At 73.6% G+C, this 18587-nt stretch carries 19 protein-coding genes and 1 pseudogene; 7 read left to right on the forward strand and 13 right to left on the reverse strand.

The features are described 5' to 3' along the window. Positions 1-14: 14 nt before the first annotated feature. Positions 15-794 carry a DeoR/GlpR family DNA-binding transcription regulator gene (locus tag Asera_RS21135; RefSeq protein WP_035296570.1) on the reverse strand — a complete coding sequence of 260 codons (780 nt, stop codon included), beginning with the start codon at positions 792-794 and terminating at the stop codon, positions 15-17. Positions 795-1048: 254 nt separating this feature from the next. Between Asera_RS21135 and Asera_RS21140 the strand changes: the two genes are divergently transcribed. From Asera_RS21140 to Asera_RS21150, 3 genes are read left to right on the forward strand one after another with little or no spacing between them, the layout of a single operon-like run. Next, positions 1049-2476 carry an MFS transporter gene (locus Asera_RS21140; RefSeq protein ID WP_084131504.1) on the forward strand — a complete coding sequence of 476 codons (1428 nt, stop codon included), beginning with the start codon at positions 1049-1051 and terminating at the stop codon, positions 2474-2476. Beyond that, entirely contained in the window at positions 2473-3279 is an 807-nt protein-coding gene (locus Asera_RS21145; RefSeq protein WP_051802219.1) for an MBL fold metallo-hydrolase, read from the forward strand. Before Asera_RS21140 ends, Asera_RS21145 begins: the two co-directional genes overlap by 4 nt. 3 nt (positions 3280-3282) lie before the next feature. Next, entirely contained in the window at positions 3283-3984 is a 702-nt protein-coding gene (locus Asera_RS21150; protein WP_030446225.1) for an HAD family hydrolase, read from the forward strand. A gap of 160 nt (positions 3985-4144) precedes the next feature. Here the strand turns inward: Asera_RS21150 and Asera_RS21155 are convergent, their stop codons facing one another. The 7 genes from Asera_RS21155 to Asera_RS21185 all read right to left on the reverse strand — a co-directional run bounded on the left by Asera_RS21155 (position 4145) and on the right by Asera_RS21185 (position 11761). After that, positions 4145-5614, reverse strand: a complete 1470-nt coding sequence (locus Asera_RS21155; RefSeq protein ID WP_157034801.1) for a glycoside hydrolase family 3 protein — start codon at positions 5612-5614, stop codon at positions 4145-4147. Between the two features lie 152 nt (positions 5615-5766). Next, entirely contained in the window at positions 5767-6753 is a 987-nt protein-coding gene (locus Asera_RS21160; protein ID WP_084131502.1) for an ROK family protein, read from the reverse strand. A 168-nt stretch (positions 6754-6921) separates the two neighbouring features. Next, the gene (locus Asera_RS21165; RefSeq protein ID WP_030446222.1) at positions 6922-7245 is read right to left on the reverse strand and encodes a putative quinol monooxygenase; all 324 of its coding nucleotides are present in this window, start codon (positions 7243-7245) and stop codon (positions 6922-6924) included. 58 nt (positions 7246-7303) lie between these two features. Next, complete coding sequence (locus Asera_RS21170) at positions 7304-8917, reverse strand: hypothetical protein (RefSeq protein ID WP_157034800.1); 1614 nt, start codon at positions 8915-8917, stop codon at positions 7304-7306. 203 nt (positions 8918-9120) lie between these two features. After that, positions 9121-9867 carry a lysozyme gene (locus Asera_RS21175; RefSeq protein ID WP_030446220.1) on the reverse strand — a complete coding sequence of 249 codons (747 nt, stop codon included), beginning with the start codon at positions 9865-9867 and terminating at the stop codon, positions 9121-9123. A gap of 201 nt (positions 9868-10068) precedes the next feature. Continuing rightward, positions 10069-10959: an AIM24 family protein gene (locus Asera_RS21180; RefSeq protein ID WP_051802217.1), complete on the reverse strand. Its 891-nt coding sequence runs from the start codon at positions 10957-10959 to the stop codon at positions 10069-10071. Positions 10960-10966: 7 nt separating this feature from the next. Then, complete coding sequence (locus Asera_RS21185; protein ID WP_157034799.1) at positions 10967-11761, reverse strand: AIM24 family protein; 795 nt, start codon at positions 11759-11761, stop codon at positions 10967-10969. Positions 11762-12031: 270 nt separating this feature from the next. On the opposite strand from Asera_RS21185, the gene Asera_RS21190 reads away from it, so the two are divergent. Then, the gene (locus Asera_RS21190) at positions 12032-12385 is read left to right on the forward strand and encodes a response regulator (RefSeq protein ID WP_030446217.1); all 354 of its coding nucleotides are present in this window, start codon (positions 12032-12034) and stop codon (positions 12383-12385) included. 10 nt (positions 12386-12395) lie between these two features. On the opposite strand, the gene Asera_RS21195 is transcribed toward Asera_RS21190, so the two are convergent. After that, on the reverse strand, positions 12396-13076 hold the full coding sequence (locus Asera_RS21195) for a response regulator transcription factor (protein WP_051802215.1): 681 nt from the start codon (positions 13074-13076) through the stop codon (positions 12396-12398). A gap of 87 nt (positions 13077-13163) precedes the next feature. Here Asera_RS21195 and Asera_RS21200 point away from each other — a divergent pair, with 87 nt between their 5' ends. Then, complete coding sequence (locus tag Asera_RS21200) at positions 13164-14579, forward strand: CHASE3 domain-containing protein (protein ID WP_157034798.1); 1416 nt, start codon at positions 13164-13166, stop codon at positions 14577-14579. Positions 14580-14694: 115 nt separating this feature from the next. Further along, positions 14695-14985 carry a hypothetical protein gene (locus tag Asera_RS21205; protein ID WP_051802213.1) on the forward strand — a complete coding sequence of 97 codons (291 nt, stop codon included), beginning with the start codon at positions 14695-14697 and terminating at the stop codon, positions 14983-14985. Positions 14986-15077: 92 nt separating this feature from the next. On the opposite strand, the gene Asera_RS21210 is transcribed toward Asera_RS21205, so the two are convergent. The 4 genes and pseudogenes from Asera_RS21210 to cobT all read right to left on the reverse strand — a co-directional run bounded on the left by Asera_RS21210 (position 15078) and on the right by cobT (position 17677). Then, positions 15078-15815 carry a (2Fe-2S)-binding protein gene (locus Asera_RS21210; protein WP_030446213.1) on the reverse strand — a complete coding sequence of 246 codons (738 nt, stop codon included), beginning with the start codon at positions 15813-15815 and terminating at the stop codon, positions 15078-15080. Continuing rightward, positions 15808-15939, reverse strand: a complete 132-nt coding sequence (locus Asera_RS33640) for a hypothetical protein (RefSeq protein WP_280529739.1) — start codon at positions 15937-15939, stop codon at positions 15808-15810. The genes Asera_RS21210 and Asera_RS33640 overlap by 8 nt, the downstream gene beginning before the upstream one ends. Positions 15940-16043: 104 nt before the next feature. Then, a pseudogene (locus tag Asera_RS21215) lies at positions 16044-16484 on the reverse strand (FHA domain-containing protein); the annotation flags it as partial. A gap of 137 nt (positions 16485-16621) precedes the next feature. Further along, positions 16622-17677, reverse strand: a complete 1056-nt coding sequence (cobT, locus tag Asera_RS21220) for a nicotinate-nucleotide--dimethylbenzimidazole phosphoribosyltransferase (RefSeq protein ID WP_030446211.1) — start codon at positions 17675-17677, stop codon at positions 16622-16624. Between the two features lie 225 nt (positions 17678-17902). On the opposite strand from cobT, the gene Asera_RS21225 reads away from it, so the two are divergent. Continuing rightward, a complete protein-coding gene (locus Asera_RS21225; protein ID WP_157034796.1) occupies positions 17903-18547 on the forward strand; it encodes a hypothetical protein in 645 nt (214 codons plus the stop codon). Positions 18548-18587 lie beyond the last annotated feature (40 nt).

Here is an 18587-nt window from a genome sequence, read left to right on the forward strand (position 1 = left end):
TCACGGCGCCAAATCTAGCCGGCCGCGACGGTGACGGCGACGCGGCCGTCGGTCAGCTCCCCGACGGCCGCCGGGTCGGCGCCGGAGTCGGTGACGAGCCGCTCGAACTCGGGCAGTTCGGCGACCCGGTGCAGGGCGGTGCGGCCCAGCTTGCCGTGGTCGACGAGCAGCACGCGCCGACCCGGCACGGCGAGCAGCGCCCGCTTGGTCACCACGATCTCCTGCTCCTGGTGGTACACGCCGCCGTCGGCGACGCCGGCGAAGGAGAAGAAGCCGAGGTCGGCGTGCAGCGAGCGGGCCGCGGCGTGGCACGGGGCGCCGAGGAACGAGTCGTGCGACTCGTTGTACTCGCCGCCGAGCGCGATCAGCCGCACGTTCCGGCGGCCCTGCAGCAGCGACACGATCGGGGCGAAGTTGGTGATCACGGTCAGCGGGTCGATGTCGGCAGCGAGCTCGGCCAGCTCCAGCGTGGTGGTCGAGTCGTCGAACAGCACCGACATGCCGGGCTCGATCAGGGTGACCGCGGCGCGGGCGATCTCGCGCTTGGCCTCGACGGCGAGCTGGCGCCGGTAGGCGACGTTGCTCTCGAACACGCTGGAGGGCTGCGCGGTCACGCCGCCGTGGAACTTGCGGACCAGGCCGCGGCGGGCCAGCTCGTCCAGGTCGCGGTGCGCGGTGACCAGGCTGACGTCGAACCGGTCGGCCAGATCCTGAGCGCTTGCCGTACCGACCTGCATCAGGTACGCGGCGACGTCCTGCTGACGCGATCCCGGATCCTTGCGTCGCTGCGTCATCCGGCTCCTTCCGCCGCTCGTGCGAGCCGTACGTTACCGCCTGGCACGGTGGTGCCTGCCGGCGAGGCACCGCCGGTTCATGAAATCGCCACTCCAAATTTAAGGGATCTGATGGTAAGTTGTCGTCGCACAGCGATAATTTCCCGTCGCAAGTCGGCTCGGTTCGGGTGCCCGTGCCCGCGGACATCCCACCCGCCACGAGACCGAGGTGCCGCCATGCCCACCAGCCCCGCACCCGGACGGAGCGCCGTCCGATGACCGCCACCACGCTGGACACCGCGAACCTGTCCCGGTTCCGCCGCAAGCTGACGCTGCTCTCCTCGATCGGCATGTTCCTCGACGGCTTCGACCTCACCGTCATCGCCGTCGCGCTGCCGGTACTCAAGAAGTCCTGGACCTTCACCCCGCTGACCGCCGGGATCACCAGCTGCTCGGCGATCGTCGGGATGTTCGTCGGCGCGCTGGTGTTCGGCCGCATCGCCGACCGCCTGGGCCGCAAGAAGATGTACCTGATCGACCTGATCGGGTTCGTCGTCTTCGCCGCCGTCACCGCGATCTCGCAGAACGTCTGGGAGCTGATCGCGTTCCGGTTCCTGCTCGGCCTGTGCATCGGTGCCGACTACCCGATCTCGTCGTCGCTGACCGCCGAGTTCGGCTCGATCCGCGACCGCGGCCGGCTGGTGGTGGCGCTGAGCCTGATGTGGAACGTCGGCGCGCTCGCCGCGTACCTGGTCGGGGTCGCCCTGCTGCCGGTCGGGGCCAGCGCGTGGCGCTGGATGCTGCTGGTCGGCGCCGCGCTCGCGCTGATCACCCTGGTCTTCCGGACTTCCATCCCGGAGTCGCCCCGGTGGCTGATGGCGCACGGTCGCATCGACCAGGCGAGACGGGTGGTCGCCGACCTGGTCAACCGCGAGTCCGCGGCACCGGCCATCCGACCGAGCCAGGTCGTCCTGCCGTCGCTGACGCAGCGGCCGGCCGGCGAGCCGGCGCGAACCGATACCGGCCAGTGGCGGCGACTGTTCTCCCGCGGCCTGATCGGCGCGACGTTCTTCGTCTGCATGTTCTGGTTCGCCCACGACGTGGCCTACTACGGCATCCAGATGTACAGCCCGACGATCCTCACCTCGCTCGGCGGATCGACCCAGCTCGCCGCCTACATCGGGTCCGCGATCATCGCCCTGCTCGGGGTGGTGGGCGCCGCGATCGCGGTGATGTTCGTCGACTCGTGGGGCCGGCGGCCGGTGCTGATCACCGCGTTCGCCGGCGAGACCGCGGTACTGGTGATCCTCGCGCTCGCGCATGCACCGGCGCTGGCGCTGATCGTGGTGCTGTTCGCGATCGCGATCCTGTTCTCCAACATGGGTCCGGGCACCCTGGACATGGTCTACTGCACCGAGCTGTTCCCGACCGAGCTGCGCGCCGCCGGCACCGGCCTGGGTACGGCGGTGAGCCGGGTCGGCGCGATCCTCGGCGTCCTGGTCTTCCCCGACCTGGTCGACGCCTGGGGCGTGGGCGGCGCGCTGTGGCTGTTCGTCGCCGCCGGCGTGCTCGGCCTGATCGTCACCGTCGTGATGGCGCCGGAGACCAAGAACCGCAGCCTGGAACAGACCACCGGTATCCGCCGCCGGTTCGGCGGCCGCACCGCCGATCTCGCCACCACCGGCACGAAGGAGCAGCAGTGACGAGTACCCGACTGACCGTCCTGGGCTTCCGGGCCGGCCGACCCGACGCGGAGTCGGCCTGCTCCGGCTACCTGGTCGAGCACGGTGACACCCGGATCCTGGTGGACTGTGGGCCAGGCATCGCCACCCAGCTGCTCGCCCGCGGCCTGGAACACCGGCTGGACGCGGTGGTGCTCACCCACCTGCACCAGGACCACATGTTCGACGTGGTACCGCTGGCGTTCAGCCGGCTGCTGACGCCCACGCCACCGCCGCGGATCCCGCTGCTGGTGCCTGACGACAGCATCGAGGCGTTGCGTGCCCTGGACCACTGGGTCGCGGTACCCACCGACCCGGCCGTCGGCCGGCCGCTTGCCACCGCGTTCGAGATCGCGCCGCTGGTCCGGGACGGCGCGAGCCCGGTCCGGCTCGCCGGCGAGGTGAGCGTGACCGCGTTCGCGGCCCGGCACGCGGTGCCGAGCGCATCGCTGCGGTTCGCGCTGGGCGACCGTACGCTCGCGTTCTCGTCCGACACCGGCTGGTGCGACGGCGTGCTCGCCGCCGCCACCGGCGCGGACGTGTTCGTGTGCGAGTGCACGTACCTGGACGCCGAGCCGGCCATGCTCGCCGAGCACGGCCACCTCACCGCGGAGTTGACCGGCAGGCTCGGCCAGGCGGCCGGCGTCGGCCGGCTGGTGGTCAGCCACCTGCTCGGGTACGACGACGAGAAGTCGTTCGCCGCCGCCCGGGCCGCGGCCGGTCCGGTCCCGGTGACCGCGGCGCGCGCCGGCCTGGTGGTACCGGTCGAGCCGGCGGCACGATAGCCGATGACACTGGTGCTCTGGGACGTCGACCAGACCCTGCTCGATGCCGGCGCGGTCGACCGGGAACTGTGGTTCGCGCTGTGCGGCGAGCTGCTCGGCGTGCCGCCGCGGCCGGCCACGGTGGTACCGGGTCGCACGATCCGGCAGATCCTGCGCGCCATCCTGCGCGAGTACGGTGCGGACGAGGCGACCGCCGACCGGCTGCTGCCGGCGGCGTTGCGGCAGGAGGCGACCCGGCTCGCCGCGGTCGCCGACCGGCTGCCCGACCGGGGCCGGCTGCTGCCCGGCGTACCGGCCGTGCTCGACGAGCTCGCGGCCACCCCCGGCGTCGTGCAGTCGGTACTGACCGGCAACCAGCGCGCCACCACCGAACTCAAGCTGGCCGCGTTCGGTCTGGCGCCGCCGCTGGATCTCGCCGTCGGTGCGTTCGGGTCGGACCGCGAGCACCGGCCGGAACTCGTGCCGGTCGCCCGCGCCCGGGCCGAAGCGGTGTACGGGCCGGGCGCGGCGACGCCGACGGTGCTGGTCGGCGACTCCCGGCTGGACGTGCAGACCGCGCGGGACAACGGGGTCCGGATCGTCGCGGTCGCCACCGGGTTCACCCCGGCGGCCGAGCTCGCCGCCGCCGGCGCCGACGTGGTCCTGACCGACCTCGCCGACCTCGAGGCGGCGCTGGCCGCGATCCTGTCCCGCCCGGCCGCCTGACCGCCCGCGCCGCCGTCCGGATCGGCCCGCGGCCGGGCCCTCGGCGTCGCGCCACGAGATCGGTGCGACGGCTGAGGCAGGTCGCCCGATCAGGTCCGGACTGCGAAGACACCTCGCCGTCGCTGGGACCGGCGGCCGGGCAGGTGAGCCCGAGCGGCGGTCAGGCCGGGTCGAGCAGCGCCGTCGCGGCGGCCCGGGCGCAGGCGCGGGAGGCGCCGAAGGTCTGCACGCGGCCGCGGAACGCCTCGAACGAGTCGGCCGGGAGCCCCATGTCGACCACCACCGCGTCCGGGCAGCGGTCGCGCAGGTCGGCGAGGATCGGGCGGGTCCACTCGTACCGGTGCGCGCCCCGTACCTGGATCACGATCGGTGCGTCGGCACCGTACTCGCTGCGGAACTGGCCGATCTCGGCACGGACCATGCTCGCGCCGCGGTAGGTGTCGCCGTCCACGACGACGGCGGTCACGTCCCGCCCGGCGGCGGCCAGCAGGCCCTCCACGCCCCAGTCGGGCCGCCCCACCGCGGGCGACACCGACGCGGTCAGCCGTACCGACAGCACGTGCGGGCCGCGGAGCCGCGCGTCGCCGCGTACAGTCCGGGCCCGCTCGGCGAGCCGCACGCCGAGGACGCTGTCACGCTCGGCGGTGCCGCGCGGCCGGGTGCCCAGCCGGGCGATGCGGTCGTTGGCCTGTCGCAGCCGTTCCTCGGTGAGCCGCCCGTCGCGTACCGCGGCCTGCAGCGCCGCCGCGGCCACGTCGACGTCCTCGCCGTACGCGAAGGAGCCCAGGCACAGCGCGTCGGCGCCGGCCGCGATCGCCAGTACCGCAGCGGTCGGCAGGTCCGCGACCTTCGCGATCCCGCCCATCTCCAGCGCGTCGGTGAACACCACCCCGTCGTAGCCGAGCTCGCCGCGCAGCAGGCCGGTGATCACCGGTGCGCTGATCGCCGCCGGCAGGTCCGGATCCACCGCGGGCAGCCGGTCGTGCGACACCATGACCGAGTCGACCCCGGCGTCGATCGCGGACCGGAACGGGTCGAGGTAGCTCGCCACCAGCTCATCGGCCGGCACGTCGACGGTCGTGGCGCCGAAGTGCGCGTCGGCGGTGTCGGCGCCGTGCCCCGGAAAGTGCTTCGCGCAGGCGGATGCCCCGGCGGCCTGCAGCCCGCGTACCCACGCGGCGGCGTGCGTGGCGACCCGGCCGCGGTCGGCGCCGAAGCAGCGGGTACCCAGCGGGCTCGCCGGGTTGACCGCCACGTCCACGGACGGCGCCAGGTTCCAGTCGATGCCCGCGTCGCGCAGCGACAGCCCGATCTCGTACGCCGCCGATTCGGTCACCGCCGGCTCGTCGATCCGGCCCAGCGCCAGGTTGCCCGGCATCGAGGTGCCGCCCGCGTACTCCAGCCGGCTGACGTCGCCGCCCTCCTCGTCGGCGGCGAGCACGACGTGCTCGCGCAGCCCGTGCGCCGCGTCGGTCAGCGCCCGCAACTGCTCGGCCGACTCGACGTCCTTGCCGTACACGACGAAGCCGCCGACGCCGCGCTCCACCCGCTCGGCCGCCCACCGTGGCAGCCGCGCCCGTCCCACACCGGGAAACAACACCCCGTGCGCCAGCCGGTTCAGTTCCCCCACGACGCCCACTCCCGCGCTTGCTCCGACACGACCCGCGCCGTACTGGCGCCGCAGCGGCCCGGTGGGTCACCGCCGCCGACACGGCTCGCCGCAGTCCCGCGGCCGGTTCGGCACGCCGCGAGCAGGATACGACGCCGCCTCATCCGGGCCGGTCAGGAGCGGTAGGCGTCGGTGGCAAGGGCGAGGGCGCCGTGCAGGGCGCCGTCGGTGCGGAACCGGGCCGGAACCAGCTCGGGTGGGAACGGTACGGCGGCGTCGAGGCGGGCGCGCAGCGCGGTGAACAGCGGGGTACCGATGCCGGTGAGGCCGCCGCCGACGGCGACCCGCTGCGGGTCCACGGCGATGCACAGGTTCACCACGTGCATCGCGAGCTCCGCCAGTACCTCGCCGGCGAGTCGGCGGGCCGGCGGGTCGGTGCGCGCGAACAGCCGCGCGGCGGTGACCGGCTCACCCAGTACCGCGAGCGCGCGTTCGGCGATGCCGCGGCCGCCGACCGCACGTTCCAGCGGGCTGTACCCGTCGGCGGCGGCGCGCGGCTCGTCCGGGGTGCGCAGGTCGTAGCCGAACTCGCCGGCCGCGCCGTGCGCCCCGGCGAGCACGCGGCCGCCGATCGCGATCGCCGCCGCGACGCCGGTACCGAGGCTGACGAAGACTCCGGGGTCGGCGCCGCGCAGCGCGCCGTGGCGCAGCTCGGCGAGTCCGGCCGCCTTGACGTCGTTGTCGACCGCGACCCGCGGGGTGCCGAAGCGGTCCGCGAGTTCCTCGGCCAGCCGTACCTGGTGCCAGCCGGAGATGTTGGGAGACAGGGCAACGCCGTCCGGGCGGATGATTCCGGGGCCGACCGCGCCGACGGCGGTGGCCGGCCCGCCGGCGCGGGACAGCAGTGCGTGCCCGGCGGCGGCGAGCCGGGCCAGGATCGCCTCGGCGCCGTCCGCCGCGCCGGTCGGTACCACGTCGGTGCCGAGCACGGCACCGTCCACGGTGGACACCGCCAGCGCGATCTTGGTACCGCCGATGTCGATGCCGAGCAAGCGGGCGTCGCCGCCAGCACCGGCCGTCCGGGCGTTGTCGCCGTGCGGCAGCCCGGCCTCGCGGCTTTCGCGCGGCGCGGTGGCTCCGGCCTGCCGTGCCTCGGTCATGTGCGTACCGCCTCGGTTCGATGGGTCTCGCAAATCCGCCTGGGCCGAACGGCACAGATCAGGAACCCGACGCGGGGATGGTGGTGGACGGTCCGACCCCGCGCCGCTGGCTCATGGTCGGAATGGTGGCCTGGAATCCGCCGATTCGCCAACGGCGGCGCCGCCGGTTCAGTCGACCGCCATCTCACCCAGCAGCGACCAGTCGTCCTGGTCCACCGTCGCGTTGACGATGCGTGGGGTCGCGGTCAGGTACGGCGGCAGCGTGCGCTGCGCGGCGCGAAAGTGCGCCGACTGCACGTGGCTCGCGCCGGCGGCGTCGTCCCGGAACGCCTCCACCAGCACGTACTCGGTCGGGTCGGCCAGGCTGCGGGACCACTCGAACCACAGGCAACCCGGCTCGGCCCGGGTCGCCTCGGTGAAGTCGGCGACGATGTCCGGCCAGCGGTCCGCGTCGGCCGGGCGGACCGAGAACTTCGCCGTGATGAAGATCATCGCCTTCTCCTGGTGTCGACGGACCGGCTCGTCGTGGCGCGCACGGGTGGGGTCGAGCCTACTGGTAGGAGATCATGTCCGGGCGGGGGCGCTGGGCGAGTGTCTGCGCCGGGGTCAGCATCGGGTGGTCCTTGGTGTAGAAGTTCTTCCAGCCCAGCGCCACCCCGTCCGGCCGGGCGCCGACGACTCCGGACCAGGTCTCGTCCTTCAGGCTGGGGCTGCCCTGGCCATCCATGTGGATCAGCAGCGACAGGTTGTCGTGGCCGAGGTCGAGCCGGTCCTCGTGCCCGATCATCGACAGCTGGAACTGGTGCAGTACCAGCAGCTTCTGCGGCAGCCGGTGCGCGGCGGTCAGCGCGGACAGCCAGTCGCTCACCCGGTTGATCTCGCTGGCGTCCACGGTGCCGATCTGCTCCAGCGGCTTCTGCCCGGCCGCGAGCTTCCATTCCGGGTCCAGCGCCAGTCCGACGTACGGCAGCGCCAGCAGCGACCGGTACCGCTTGGCCTGGTCGAGCAGGTCGGCGCGGCCCGGCTGCAGGTCGAGCACCACGTACATGCCGGCGGCGCCGGCCGCGCGCACCCACGGCCGCAGCGACGCCACGCTGGAGGCGGCCGAGTACCGGCCGTCCGGGCCGGGGGAGGCCTGCGCGGTGGTGGCGATGATCTCGAACGTCGGCACCACCGGTACCCCGCCGGTCCGGTACGGCTTGGCGACCTGCTTGGCCCGGGCGATGCTCCCGGGCAGGTCCTGGGCGCCGAGCGCGCCGAGCACGGCGGTGCCGGGGTGGCCGTACAGGGCGACGAGCCGGCGGCCCGGGAACATCACCTGGCCGCCGCCGGGCAACTGGCGGCCGGCGACGGCGACCGCCAGTCGCGCGCCGAGCCGGTCGGCCGGCCCGAAGCCGGTACCGGCGGCGAGCACCGCGGCCGGATCGCGGTGCGCGAGCGCGGCGATCGCGGTGCGGTCCGCGCGCGGATCGTCGCCGTGGACCGGTACCACGGTGGCGCCGGCGGCCGTCGCGGTCGCGGTGGCCGCGGTGGCGCCGGCCCGGGTGGCCGCGTCGCCGCCGGCGTGCACCAGCACGGTGACCCCGGGCAGCCCGCGGGCCGGCCGGGTGGTCGGCACCTCCGCGGGGTCGGTACGCACCGAGGTGGTGTCCGACGCCGACCCCAGCGCCGCGCGTACGGCACGCTGGGCCGCCGCGTCGACGGTGAGCACGTTCTGCGGGTGCAGCCGGCGCAGTTCGGCGCCGAGCGCGGCGGTGCCGCCGTCGCTCGCCGTGCCGGCGGGTGACGTGGTGGCCGAGGGGGCGCCGGTGGGTGCGCCGCCCGCGCGGCCGGTACCGGCCGCGCCGCCGGCGACGAGCATCGGCACCCGGCGCTGCTCGGCCAGGTCGGCGGCGCGGTGCAGCCCCTGCGGGTCGCTCGCCGCGGCGACGATCACCGCGGGCGCCGAGGCGAACAGGTGCCGGCTGACCGCGGCCGACAGCGTGGCCGGGTCGGGGTCGTCGAGCACGGTCACGGACCGTACCGGTGGGCCGACCTTGGCCGGTGCCGGATCGTTGCCGGCGGCCGGCCCGGTACAGCCGGTCAGTGCCGCGGTGAGCAGCACCGTGGCGGCGCCGACCGGCACTGCGTTTCGCCTCTCGGGAGCACGCACGATTCGCCCCATATTCCCGCTCCATACCGGTATCCGGGTCGACCATATCGGTGCCGTGGTCGTCCGTTGCAGCGCCACACCGACGAGATGCGACCGCACGACGACTGATCGTCAACTTTGGACAACGATGCGGCGATGGTGCGGTGACGCCCGGGTACGGAAAGCGGCGTGACCGCCGGGCCCGATGCCCGGCGGTCACGAGGTGGTGCGGCGGCTCAGTCGTGGTTGGTGGCGAGTGCCTTGAGCCGGGTCATGCTGCCGTTGAACTTGTCCTGGTCCCCGGGGAACGTGCCGGAGTCGGCGTTCTGCCACATGGTCCAGGTGGCGGTGCCGGCCGGGATGGACGTCGGCGGGGTGGAGCGGTAGATGGCGATCCAGAACGGGTTCGTCGCAGCGAACGCGCTGGAGTTGCCGGTGCAGGTCTTCCACCAGTCGAACGTCGTGTAGATCATCGGGTACTTGTCGTACTTGGTGTGGATGTAGTTGGAGAACGACTTGATCCAACTGACCATGCCGGAATGCGACAGCCCGTAGCAGGTGCCACCGCTGTAGGGGTTGTACTCGATGTCCAGCGCCGGCGGCAGCGTCTTGCCGTCGGCCGACCAACCGCCGCCGTGGCTGGCGAAGTACGCCGCCTGGGTGGCGCCGGAGGAGATGTTCGGCCGGGCGAAGTGGTACGCGCCGCGGATGAACCCCGCGTTGTACGAGTTGGTGTAGTTGGTGTTGAAGTTCGGGTCGCGGTAGCTGGTGCCCTCGGTCGCCTTCATGTAGGCGAACCGCGCGCCCTTGCTGTACTGGCTGGCCCAGTTGATCGAGCCCTGGTAGTGCGACACGTCGAAGCCGTTGACGTACGTGGCGGCCTGGGCCGGCGTGGCGAGCCCGACGCACGCGGCGCCGGTGGCGAGCACTGCTGCCGCGGCGACCGCGGCACGTCCAATGATGCGGGGGATACGGACGATCATGCAGAACCTCCCGTAGACGGCAGGCCGGACATGGCCGGCTCGGTCGGCAAAGATTCTCATTGCCGGCGGAAGGTCTCAAGACCGTTTGAAGGATTCTTCCAGAATATTCTTGGCTCTGTCGTTTTTGTGCCATGCTGCGGGTGCACTCTCGACACCCGCCGCTGCGCCGCCTCGCGCCGGGCCCGGCGCGAGGCGCACGTTTCACCAGCGCCAGGTGGTGGCCGGCGAGCTACGGACGATCGGGTTGCTGGCCTCCGGCGGCTCGGTCACCGACGACACCGCCACCCGGCCCGGCCCGATCAGCCGCAACCACACGTTCCGGTAGCTGTAGCTGCGGGTCCAGAAGCCACCGTCGCTGCGCGGGTACTCCAGGTGCAGGTGCGTCTGCACCGACAGGTCGCGGTAGAGCAGCGCGGACGGCTGGATCAGCAGCGGCTGGTTCGGCGCCAGGTCGCGGATGAACGTGTTGCCCGGCGAGTGCAGCAGCAGCAGGCCCGGCGAGTCGCGGGCGGTGAACACGTCGCCGAACATGCCGATCGGGTAGTGCGTCTCGGTCTCGTCGCCGTTGCGGGTGCGAAACCAGATGCCGGTGTTTTGCCAGTCGTAGGTCACGTTGCCGGTTGCGGCGACGAACCGGTGCTCCCGGGTCCAGATCGCCTGGCCGTGCTCCAGCGGCAGGCAGACCAGGTCGCCGGCGTGGTTGTCCGACAGCGCGATGTGCCCCGGCCCGCGGCCGGTGATCATGAACAGCGGCAGCCCGGACATGACCCGTTTCCAGCCGCCGGACAGTCCCATCGAGGACAGCCGGGCCTGCGGATCGGTCCACAGCAGCGAGTGGTGCGAGAAGTAGATCGACTCCTCGCCGGCCAGCGCGAAGTCGGCGACTGGGACCTGCGTCCCCTCGACCTGCACGTACGACTGGCCGAACTGGATGCGCGCCATGTCGGTGATCGGCTCCTGGCGCTGCCAGCCGGACCGGGTGACCGCGGCGGTGACGTCCACCGGCGCGCCGCAGCGCGGGCACGACACCCCGGTCGGGTCGCTGGAGTGCCGGCAGTACCGGCAGGTGTAGTGGTGCGTGGGTGCGGTCATCGGCGGCTCACCCGGTCTTGTGGTGCACGTACATCGACTGGATGCCGACCCGGCCCGGGCCGGTCATCTCGGCCAGGTACATCCTGCGCATCAGGCCGACCTTGAGCTCCTGCTGCACCGCCTGCATCTGCACGCTGGCGTCCTTGTACAGGAAGCCGCCCGGCTCGACCAGGATCTTCTCGCCCGGCCGCAGCATCCGCTCCATCACGTTGCCGTTGCCGTGCAGCATCAGGATGCCCGGCGCCGGGCCGGTGACGAACCGGTCCAGGTACATGCCGTTGCCGCCGTGCAGGATGTTCGCCAGGCCCTTGATCCGGATGAACGAGTAGCCCACCGACCCGGCCGCCAGCAGGAACGCGTGCTCCCGCACGTCGAGCTCGATGCCCGGCGGCATCGGCAGCACGACCAGCTCGCCCGGCGCGTCCCGGGAGAACGCCACCCGGCCCGGCCCGCTCGCCACCGACAGCACGAACGGCATCCCGCCGAGCATCCGCCGAAACCCGCCGCCGGTCTGCATCGCCGACAGCGGTACGCCCTCGTCCTTCCACAGCATCACCTGATGCTCGAAGTACACCCAGTCGTTGGGGGCGAGGGCGAGCTCGGCCACCGGCACCAGCTCGCCCTCGACCTGGCAGACGCTGCCGGAGAACCGGAACTCGGTCATGTCGCGCAGCCGCGGCGCCTCCCGCCAACCGGAGTCGCTGACCTTGTTGCGGACATCCAGCGGCGCGCCGCAGGTCTGGCACGTCGTGGCGCCCGGCGGGTTCTGCACCCGACACCACTCGCATGCGATGCGATCCACCCCGGCTGCCTCCGTCCCGCCCCCCACGGGGCCGGGTCGAAGGTAACAACCGCCGGCGACCCCCTTCCCGGCGCCCGCGCAACGGGTCGGACCGGCGGTCAAACCGAGGCCCGGTGACGACCTCTCGGTGCCCGGCACCTCCAGGTTTCCGGGCGCCCGCGGGCACCCGGAAACCGAACGGCGCCCGGTCGGGTCCCGGTTGCTCGCGGGGCCGGGAAACTCCGGATAGCAGGGATGCGCCGGCCGGGTACCCGGCGGCAACCTGGGGTGATGGCTGTGCGTTGCGTACTGGTGGACGACAACGTGCCGTTCCTGCGCTCCGCGGCCGGTCTGCTCAACCGTCAGGGCATCGACGTGGTGGCTGTCGCCGCCGACGGCGCCGCGGCGCTGGCCGTCGTCACCCGGGTACGGCCGGACGTGGTCCTGGTGGATGTCGATCTCGGCACCGAGAGCGGGTTCGCGGTGGCCCGGCAGCTCGACCGGGCGGCCCCCCGGCCAGCGGTGATCATGATGTCCAACCATGCGGCGGCGGACTTCGCCGAGCTGGTCGAGGCCGGGCCTGGGCTCGGATTCGTGGAGAAACCGGAGCTGTCCGGGGACGCGATCCGCGCGCTGCTGTCGTGAGGCGGCCGGCTCAGCGCGACTCCAGGTACGTGATGACGGCGAGGACCCGGCGGTGGTCGTCGTCGGTCTCCGCCAGGTTCAGCTTGCCGAAGATGCTGCGGACGTGCTTCTCCACCGTGCCCTCGCTGATCCAGAGCTGGTGGGCGATGCCGGCGTTGGAGCGCCCCTCGGCCATCGACATCAGGACCTCGCGCTCCCGGGCGGTCAGCTCGGCGAGCCGGTCGGTACGGCGGCGGGCGGTCACCAGTTCCTGCACCACGGCCGGATCCACCACCGAGGCGCCACCCACCAATCGGTGCAGAGTTTCGACGAATTCGCCGACGTCGGTGACCCTGCTTTTGAGCAGATAGCCGACGCCTTGTCCGCCGACGAGAAGGTCGATCGCGTGGCTGACCTCGGCATACGCTGACAGTACGAGGACGCTGACGTGTGGGAACTCGCGGCGGATGGCCCGGGCGGCGTCCAGGCCTTCGGTCGTGTGCGTGGGGGGCATCCGAATGTCGGTGATGATCAGATCCGGAGCGCCGGACCGGACCCGCTCCAGCAGCCGGTCGCCGTCGGCGACCTGCGCGACCACGTCGAAGCCGGACCGGGTGAGCAGGCTGGCGATGCTTTCCCGCAGCAGCACGTCGTCGTCGGCGAGCACCACCCGGGGTGTCTCGGGGTGCCGCGACGTGGGTTGCGCGGTCACTGCACGCACCCCTGCGACGCTAGCGGGGGATCGGCGCGGTCGCCGTCGGCCGAACCGGCACTTCCCGGTCGGCCCAGGGTGGAGCTGATGCAGGGCGGTCTCGGGCGGCGGATCACGGCGGCCAGCGCGATGCTGGCGGGCGTGATCGGCGGGGTGTTCGCCGCGCTGGCGTTCGCCGTCGCGGAGGAGCGCGAGACCTCCCGCCTCGCCCTGCACTCCCAGCAGGCCCTGGCGACCGCGAACCAGCTGGAACGGCTACTGGTCGACATCGAGACCGGCGAGCGCGGCTACCTGCTCACCGGCCAGGACAAATACCTCGAACCGTGGCGTGCGGCCCGGGCCGAGGTCCCGGTCGTCGGCCAACAGCTGGAACGCTCGTCGATCACACCGGAGCAGCACCGCCGGGCGGACCGCATCGTCCGCAGCGTCGAGTCGTACATCACCGACCACTCGGAGCCGGTGGTGGCGCAGGCGCGGGCGGGGGGCCCCAGCGCCCGCAGCCCCGCCACCTTCGACAACGGCAAGCGCCGCATCGACGGCGCCCGCGCCCAGTTCACCGAGTTCGCCACGGCGGAGCGGCAACTCAGCGCCGCGCGGGCGACCGAGTCGGCGCGGACGTTTCGCTGGCTGGTCGGCGGCGGGATCGCCGGGGCCACCGGCTCGGTGCTGTTGATCGGGGTCTTCGCCGGCTACCTGATGCGGTTCATCGTGGCACCGGTGCGGCAGGCCGCCGAGATGTCCGGCCGGCTCGCCGCGGGTGACCTCGGCGTCCGGATGCCTGCGCAGGGCATCGGCGAGATCGGCGTACTTTCCCGCTCGTTCAACGCGATGGGCCGGTCGCTGCAGCAGCACCGCGCCGAGCTGATCGCCTCCCGGGCCCGGGTCGTCGCCGCCACCGACCGGGCCCGGTACCGGATCGAACGCGACCTGCACGACGGGGTGCAGCAGCGGCTCGTGGCGCTGACCCTGGACGTCCGGGTGATCGAGGCCGACCTGCCGGCCGGCGCCGAACCGGTACGCCGGGACCTGCGGGCCATCGCCACCGGCCTCAACGAGGCGCTGGACGAGCTGCGGGAGGTCTCCCGCGGGATCCACCCGGCGATCCTCACCGAGGCCGGCCTGCCCGCGGCGCTGCGCGCGCTGGCCCGCCGGTCCGGTCTCGCGGTCGAGCTGGACGCCCACGTCCCGGGCCGGCTGGCGGACCCGGTCGAGATCGCGGTCTACTACCTCGTCGCCGAGGCGCTGACCAACGTCGCCAAGCACGCCGACGCCACCGTGGTACGGGTCGAGATCGAGGCCGATCCGCGCGAGCTGCGGCTGGTGATCCGGGACGACGGTGTCGGTGGCGCCACGCCGGCGCGCGGGTCCGGGCTGATCGGTCTCACCGACCGGGTCGAGGCGCTGGGCGGCACGCTGCGGCTCACCAGTCCGCCCGGTGCCGGTACCGAACTCGCCGTGATCCTCCCGATCACCGACGACCCCCCTGGTAGCCGGCAGTCGTAGCTACCGGCCAGCCGGTACCGCAGACGGGCGCTGCCGGTGCTGCCCACCAGGTGCGGATGCGGCAGGCTGAATGCAGTGGGCGATGCATGACCGAGGCCTCGGGGAGGCGAGACGGATGCGGCACCAGCAGACAATCGCCACCGCACGGGGCGCGGCGCCGGGTGCCGGCGCCGCCGTGCGGACCGTGGCGTGCGAGGCGCTGTTCGCCTCCGAGCTGCCGCTCGCCGGCCGGCTGGCCGCCGACGAGATCAACACCGCGATCCGGGACGCGTTGCAGCTGTTCGGTCGGCGTGGCTGCCTCGAACGGGTCGCGCAGGAGTACGGCGACCATCCGGATCTGGCCATCGCCCGGATGCGTCGCGCGGTCGCCGCCGTCGCGTCCTGCACCCCACCGGAACCTGGCTGACCCCCGCGGGGATGTGCGGGAGCCCGACACCCCTCGGCGGGCTCCCGCACATCACCCCCAGGCACGGGCACGGACGTCACCCCCCAGGTCGTTCAGGGTCGGGCCGCGAGAACGCAGTCGCCGCAGAGGTTCTCCGGTCGTGCGGCGCCGGCCGTCCGGTAGATCAGGCAGCAGCTGCGGCGGTGCAGCCGACCGGCCCCGTCCAGGCTCGCGGCGCCGCGCAGCGGCTCCGCCCGCAGCAGCGCGGACAGCAGCGTGCGGGTCGTTCCGGCCAGCTCCGGCCGGCCCGCGGCAAGCATGCCGGCCGCGCCGCCGAGCGCGGAAGCCACGTTGCCCCAACGGATCCGTACCGACAGCGGCCAGCGGCCGGCCGCGACCACCAGGTCGCGTACCGCCGCGTCGAGCACCGCCCGCCGGAACTCGCCGGCCAGCTCGGCGGGCCGGGGCGAGACGGGGGCCGGGTTCGGCAGCGCAAGCGGGAACGGGCCGCCGAGCGTCGGTTCCCAGTACAGGCGCGACAGCGACAGCGATACCACCGCGCCGGTACCGACCGCGAGCGCCAGCGCGGGTGCCACCAGCCGCGCGACGAGGCCCAGCTGTGCCACCGACACCGCGACTCGTTCCTCGACCTCGCCCGCCTCGCGGCCGGCGGCGGTGGCCAGCGCGACCCGCACCCGAGCGACCCGGTCGGCGAGCGTCGCCGGGTCGTCGACGAGTTCGCGCATCGGCCGCCACGGTGGGCCGGGCGGCGCGGTGGGTTGGTAACCCAGTACGGCGAAGAACGGACCCAGCCGCTCGAGCGCGGCGACGGGGTTCGGGCCCTCAGGCATCCGCCGGCACCGGCGTCGGGGCCGGTGCGGCGGCGACGCCGCGCAGCGGCACCACGAAGGCGTTCTCCAACACGAACCGGAACGGCCCGGCCGGTAGGCCGGAACGGGTGCGGCGCAGCGTCACCGACGGCCGAACAGGCGGGCGAAGAACCGGCCGATCGGGCCGGACGGGCCCGGCTCGCGGCGGGTCACCGGCGGTGGGCCGGGCACCGAGGCCGGCGGCTCCGGCTCGGTACCGGGCTGCTCGGAGGCCACGTAGACCAGCCGGAACTTGCCGATCTGCACCTCGTCACCGCTGGCCAGTGTCGCGGTGTCGATGCGTTCCTTGTTCAGGTAGGTGCCGTTGAGGCTGCCCAGATCACGGGCCACGATGCGGCCGCCGTGGCGGGCGAACTCGACGTGCTTGCGCGACACGGTCGCGTCGTCGAGCAGGATGTCGCTGTCGGCGTGCCGACCGGCCACCGTGCTCGGCGCATCGAGCAGGAACTGGGCCGGTGCGTTCGGCCCGTTCTTGACCACCAGCATCTTCGCGCCGGGCGGCAGGTTGCGGGCCAGGTCGGTGGTGGCCACCTCGGTGCGCGGGTCGTCCAGGACGGCGGCGAGGTCACCGAGATGCAGCACCGAGGTTGCGTCTGGCGCGGCGGCTGGCACCTCATCGTCACGTCGCATCGGCCCACCCTAGCAGCGTGTCGGACGCGGACGGCGCACCGGCCGCACATCGGTACGAACCGTCCGCCGGCCGTCGCCGACCGCAGCGGGCGCTGGGCCGGCAGAACCGGACGAATCAGTTCGTACCACGACGATGTTCAGCGCTCGCTGACCGCCGCGTCGTCGAACGTGGCGACCTCGCGCAGGGTGCGCGCCGCCGCCTGCACCAGCGGTACCGCGAGCAGCGCGCCGGTGCCCTCGCCCAGCCGCAGGTCGAGGTCGATCAGCGGTCGCAGCCCCAGCTGGCGCAGCGCGGCGTCGTGACCCGGCTCGGCCGACCGGTGGCCGGCGATCAGCACGTCCGCGACGCGCGGCGCCAGCGCCGCGGCGACGAGCGCCGCCGCGCCGGCGATCACCCCGTCCAGGACCACCGGGACCCGGGCCGCGGCGGCTCCCAGCAGGAAGCCGGCGATGCCGGCGTGCTCCAGCCCGCCGACGGCGGCGAGTGCCCCGACCGGGTCGGCCGCCTCCGGCCGGTGCCGGGCCAGCGCCCGGCGCACCACGTCGACCTTGTGCGCCAGCATCGCGTCGTCCACGCCGGTACCGCGGCCGGTGACCGCCTCGGCGTCGGCGCCGGTGAACGCGGCGATCAAGGCCGCCGAGGCGGTGGTGTTCGCGATCCCCATGTCGCCGGTGGCGAGCAGCCGGTACCCTTCGTCGGCCAGCCGGCCGGCGATCTCGGCGCCGGCCAGCAGCGCCCGCTCGGCCTCGCCCCGGCTCATCGCCGGCTCCCGCGTCAGGTCCGCGGTGCCGGGGCGGACCTTGGCGGCGATCAGGTCCGGCCCCGCCGGCAGCTCGCTCGCCACCCCGATGTCGACGGTACGGACGGCGGCACCGACCTGGCGGGCGAACGCGTTGACCACCGCGCCACCGGCCCGCATGTTCGCCACCATCTGCGCGGTGACCTCCTGCGGCCAGGCGGTGACGCCCTGGGCGTGCACGCCGTGGTCGGCCGCGAACACCGCCACCGCGACCGGCTCGGGTAGCGGCGGCGGGCAGGCGCCGGCGACCCCGGCGAGCCGTACCGACAGCTCCTCCAGTACGCCCAGCGAACCGGGCGGCTTGGTCAACCGGTCCTGCCGGGCCCGAGCCGCGGCCATGGCGGCCTCGTCGGCCGGGCCGATGTGGGTGAGAACGGCGTCCAGGCTCGACATCGGCACATCCTTCGGTTCGCGGGACACCGCACCCTACCCAGGCGGGCGCGACCCACCGCGCGGGGCAACGCGGCGGGTCGCGCGCCTCACCCCGGTCGCGATGCCCCGCACGGAGCAGATCCGACGAAATACGCATGGGCGCCCCGGCGGTGTGCAACCATTCGCGCCATGGGGGTCAATGGGGAGGCGTCGGGCACATCGCCGCGAGTGGGCACCTTCGAGGTCGTGCTCTGGGGATACGACCGCAAGCAGGTCGAGGCGTGCATGACCCAGCTGGAGGAGCAGCTCACCGCGCTCTACGACGAGCAGCGCGAGGCCATGCAACTGACCGGTGAACTGCGGCGGCTGCGGGCCGAGAACGCCGACCTGCGGGCCCGGCTGTCCGGGGTTCCGCTGGTGCATCCGGTCGGAACCCGGGTGCAGCAGATCCTCGCGATGGCCGAGGAGGAGGCGACCGACCTGCGCACCAGCGCCGACCGGTACCTCGCTGCCGCGCGGGAGGACGCCGCCGCCATCGTCGCGGCCGCGAGGCAGGAGGCCGCCCGGGCCCGCCGGGACTGCGAGGTCGCCCTGGCCGAACAGCGGCGCGGCCAGCAGGAGGCCGCCGACCGGTTGCTCGCCGCGGCCCGCGCGGACGCGGACCGCATCCACGCCGAGGCGCGCGCCGGCAAGGGCAACCGGCGACGCCGCACCGCCCGTACCGACCGGAGCCGGGCCGAGCACACCGGCCATGCCGAGCACGCCCCGGCCGGGCCGACCCGGCCGAGCGCCGAGGGTGGGGCCGAGCCGCGTCGCAGCCGCGCCGCGAGCCACGACCTGTCCCGGCCGGTACCGGCGCTGCGCGACGACCTGCGCCAGAACGGCGCCTGACCGGCCCGCGTTCCACCCTGCGGGAACCGGACCGGCAACG

The sequence above is a fragment of the Actinocatenispora sera genome (assembly GCF_018324685.1).
Classification (GTDB): Bacteria; Actinomycetota; Actinomycetes; order Mycobacteriales; family Micromonosporaceae; genus Actinocatenispora; species Actinocatenispora sera.

Coding starts and splice junctions, on each gene's coding strand:
- Asera_RS21200 (WP_157034798.1), top strand. CDS start 13,164: ATGCAGGGCGGTCTCGGGCGGCGGATCACGGCGGCCAGCGCGATGCTG.
- cobT (WP_030446211.1), bottom strand. CDS start 17,677: ATGTCGAGCCTGGACGCCGTTCTCACCCACATCGGCCCGGCCGACGAG.
- Asera_RS21150 (WP_030446225.1), top strand. CDS start 3,283: ATGACACTGGTGCTCTGGGACGTCGACCAGACCCTGCTCGATGCCGGC.
- Asera_RS21190 (WP_030446217.1), top strand. CDS start 12,032: ATGGCTGTGCGTTGCGTACTGGTGGACGACAACGTGCCGTTCCTGCGC.
- Asera_RS21170 (WP_157034800.1), bottom strand. CDS start 8,917: ATGGGGCGAATCGTGCGTGCTCCCGAGAGGCGAAACGCAGTGCCGGTC.
- Asera_RS21205 (WP_051802213.1), top strand. CDS start 14,695: ATGCGGCACCAGCAGACAATCGCCACCGCACGGGGCGCGGCGCCGGGT.
- Asera_RS21160 (WP_084131502.1), bottom strand. CDS start 6,753: ATGACCGAGGCACGGCAGGCCGGAGCCACCGCGCCGCGCGAAAGCCGC.
- Asera_RS21180 (WP_051802217.1), bottom strand. CDS start 10,959: ATGACCGCACCCACGCACCACTACACCTGCCGGTACTGCCGGCACTCC.
- Asera_RS21135 (WP_035296570.1), bottom strand. CDS start 794: ATGACGCAGCGACGCAAGGATCCGGGATCGCGTCAGCAGGACGTCGCC.
- Asera_RS21175 (WP_030446220.1), bottom strand. CDS start 9,867: ATGATCGTCCGTATCCCCCGCATCATTGGACGTGCCGCGGTCGCCGCG.
- Asera_RS21165 (WP_030446222.1), bottom strand. CDS start 7,245: ATGATCTTCATCACGGCGAAGTTCTCGGTCCGCCCGGCCGACGCGGAC.
- Asera_RS21210 (WP_030446213.1), bottom strand. CDS start 15,815: ATGCCTGAGGGCCCGAACCCCGTCGCCGCGCTCGAGCGGCTGGGTCCG.
- Asera_RS21140 (WP_084131504.1), top strand. CDS start 1,049: ATGACCGCCACCACGCTGGACACCGCGAACCTGTCCCGGTTCCGCCGC.